Raw genomic sequence first — 2,746 nt, forward strand, 5'->3', positions numbered from 1 at the left:
CTGGAACGATCCACAACGGGGCATCAGGGGCGAACTGAAGGGCCACACCCTGGTGACCCACATGGAGGAGGAGTTCCGGGAGCAGGGCTTGGCCCTCTCCTTCGCCTGGGAACCCTCCCCCACCAATCGGGGACCCTTCCTCGCCCTGGGCCACACCATGGGGGTAACAACGGCAGGGAGTATGGATGCCCTCCTCAATCCCACTGTTCTGGAGGGGGTGGACGACGCCAGCAGCGGGGGGCAGCAGTTCGAGGCGCAGTTGGCCTACGGCTTCTCCGCCTTCAGCGACCGACTCACCCTCACACCAGGGGTGGCAGTGGCCCTCTCCCCCACCGGCAGCACCTACGGCCTGGTCTGGTCACTGGCTCCCTATGCTCCCCAACCGGGAGAGACTGCGCCTTGGGAACTCTCCCTCGAAGGGGAACAGCAGGATACCGGCTCCTCCGCTTCCCACCCGGAACACTCCCTCAGCCTCCGCTTCTCCCTCCTCTTCTGAACCCTCTACGACAGACTTGGGGACGGCATCCCCTTTTCCCTGATCCTCTTACCCGAAACTCGGGTTAATTAGCGTTTCTGGCGTCTATGTCCGCCCCTGCCGCGATCAGGGCCTGGGCTATATCCGCGTTACCGGAGCGTGCCGCAGCGTGCAGTGGCGCATCAAATTGTCCCCTGACGTTCACACGGGCGCCATGCCTGATCAACAGCCTGACCATGGCCACGTTATCTCCACCGGCCGCCAAACTCAACGGCGCGCCGCTAGTGAGGAAGGGGATCGATGATATGTGAGAATAGAAAACGGTAATACCAAAACCCCCTTCCCAAGGCTGCTATCCTGTCAAGATGCTCTCGTGCTACTTCAAGGAGAATAGCCGTGATTTCCGTGTGGCCACCCAATGCCGCATCGTATAAATAATAATCGGGGTAATCGGAGGAACGGTTCAGCAGACCTTTATCCGTAAGCATTCTGACCATCTCTGCATGGCCTTCCCGGACGGCCACACCCAGGGCCGTTGTGTCGTCGGGATCGGCCCCCGCCGCCATGAACAGGGCAACAACCTCTGCTTGCCCCCTGCTGACCGCCTCGTGTAACGCACTGAGGCCACGGGCGTGTTGCTGGCGGATTTGATAGCCCTGGTCCAGGAGTTGCTTCACCTGCTCCACGTCTCCCGACACTGCCGCCCGGTGCAACTGGGACGGCGCTGGTGGTGAACTCTCGATTATAACCAACGGCTGGGTTGGGGCGCCGTTGCCGCCCAGGCGGTGGTTAGGGAGAGGGTGAAAGCAAGCACTGCAGTCAGGGGTAGAATGTAGTGGAGTTGAAGCATCGGCATTGGGTGTGAGAGGGCATCAAATCATTGTGAAGAAAGATTCCTGTAATGAAGATGAGATGAACAGAGGACACAGTAGATGGTGTCACCATGTGGCCCTATAGCCGGTGAAGAACATGGTTTCTGGTGGGGCGGTTTTCTGGCGCCCGGGCTGCGAACTGCGGGTGCCGCCGATGGACAGACGTCCTGGCCCCAGGGCAACTCCAGGATTGCCGTCAGGTCAAGCTGCTGGCCACTGGGAGAAAGGGGGAGACAAAGGAGGCGCTGGTGACGGCGCCGTCCGGGGTGCGTCCTGAAGGGAGAGAGAACGCAGCGGCGCCACTGTTCATCCTCAAGGATTGGGAGACGGCAAACCGCAGGGTGCTGCCGTTGTCGAAAGTAGGGCTTGCCTGAACCTTGAAAGTGCTGGTGGACAGGGTGGAAAATTCTCAAGAAAGATGCCGCCCTCCTCACCTTCAGCTTGTTGATTCACAACGCCCCTGAGCCACCCGTCGCAGCTTCTCGAAATCCTCCAGCGGAGTACAACGGGTTTCCGTAGCATAGCTCACCAGGTTGGGGCCGTCCATGAGTTGCACCGTGCCCACCCGCACCCGCACATCCTCGTTGAGAAACCAGCAGCGCTCGCTCCCGACGTTGCGGTCGTAGACGGTGTGAATGGTGAGCAGGCCGTCCCCGTCAAAGCTATAGGGGCTGATCACCGGTGTGGCCTCCACGTAGCCCACGTCCCGCACCAGACGGCCACAGCCCTGGTCCGGTCCGGGCAGGTCCACCAGCACGGCTCCGTAGCGCTCGTCGGCCGGCCCCTGGCGATGGTTGCCCTGCCACTGGAAGCGGGCCCCCATGGCGGCGGCATTGCAGGGAACCTGTTGTTGGGCGCAAACCCGTTGCACCGCCTCGTCCTCCTGCTCCAGCAGGGTAATGATCAGGTTGGACTCACCGGATTGGTCCGGGGAGAAGTCGAAATGATGGACGCTGCGCACCGATAGCCAGGTGCCGGCACTGAGGCGCAGGAAGTCCGCCATCGAGCGGGGTGGAGAAAAAAGCAACAACCCATGGCAGAGGGATCCATGGTGCCTTGCCGTTGTCACAAGCTGGAGAGGCTGTATCAGCATTGTGTATATGGATCACCAGCCGCGGCCCACCGCCCTCCCGGACGCTCCACCCCAGGGCAGCGCCATGGGGGAGACGGGCCTCCAGAAGGCGGATTTGCGGGGAACCAACTGGCAAGGCCGCCAGTTTAGGGCAGTGGATCTGCGGGGCGTCAAGCTCTGCCGCGCCGATTTACGGGGTGCAGACCTGGGGGAAGCGCGCCTGGAGGGGGCCGATCTCACCCTGGCCCGCTACGACGGGTTCACCCGCTGGCCACCGGGCTTTGCCTATGCCCGCTCCGGCGCCGTGGGTCCGGGGGCAAGGCTGGG

General features: G+C 62.3%; 5 protein-coding genes. 2 read left to right on the forward strand and 3 right to left on the reverse strand.

The window, feature by feature from the left end; genetic code table 11:
* The coding region (locus BG35_RS13205; RefSeq protein WP_161632587.1) for a hypothetical protein at positions 1-496 on the forward strand (496 nt) is incomplete at its 5' end.
* 64 nt (positions 497-560) lie between these two features.
* Here the strand turns inward: BG35_RS13205 and BG35_RS14215 are convergent.
* From BG35_RS14215 to BG35_RS0108720, 3 genes are all read right to left on the reverse strand, one after another.
* Positions 561-746 carry an ankyrin repeat domain-containing protein gene (locus BG35_RS14215; protein ID WP_071994829.1) on the reverse strand — a complete coding sequence of 62 codons (186 nt, stop codon included), beginning with the start codon at positions 744-746 and terminating at the stop codon, positions 561-563.
* A gap of 10 nt (positions 747-756) precedes the next feature.
* Complete coding sequence (locus BG35_RS11130) at positions 757-1,227, reverse strand: ankyrin repeat domain-containing protein (RefSeq protein WP_161632588.1); 471 nt, start codon at positions 1,225-1,227, stop codon at positions 757-759.
* 556 nt (positions 1,228-1,783) lie between these two features.
* A complete protein-coding gene (locus tag BG35_RS0108720) occupies positions 1,784-2,350 on the reverse strand; it encodes a phycobiliprotein lyase (protein ID WP_034418138.1) in 567 nt (188 codons plus the stop codon).
* 97 nt (positions 2,351-2,447) lie between these two features.
* On the opposite strand from BG35_RS0108720, the gene BG35_RS11135 reads away from it, so the two are divergent.
* On the forward strand, positions 2,448-2,746 hold a 299-nt coding region (locus BG35_RS11135), incomplete at its 3' end, for a pentapeptide repeat-containing protein (RefSeq protein WP_025782517.1).

The organism is Candidatus Synechococcus spongiarum SH4, from assembly GCF_000586015.1.
Classification (GTDB): Bacteria; Cyanobacteriota; Cyanobacteriia; order PCC-6307; family Cyanobiaceae; genus Synechococcus_B; species Synechococcus_B spongiarum_F.

Excerpts from the sequence above, each read along its gene's own strand:
- BG35_RS0108720 (WP_034418138.1), bottom strand. The coding sequence starts at position 2,350 with ATGGCGGACTTCCTGCGCCTCAGTGCCGGCACCTGGCTATCGGTGCGC.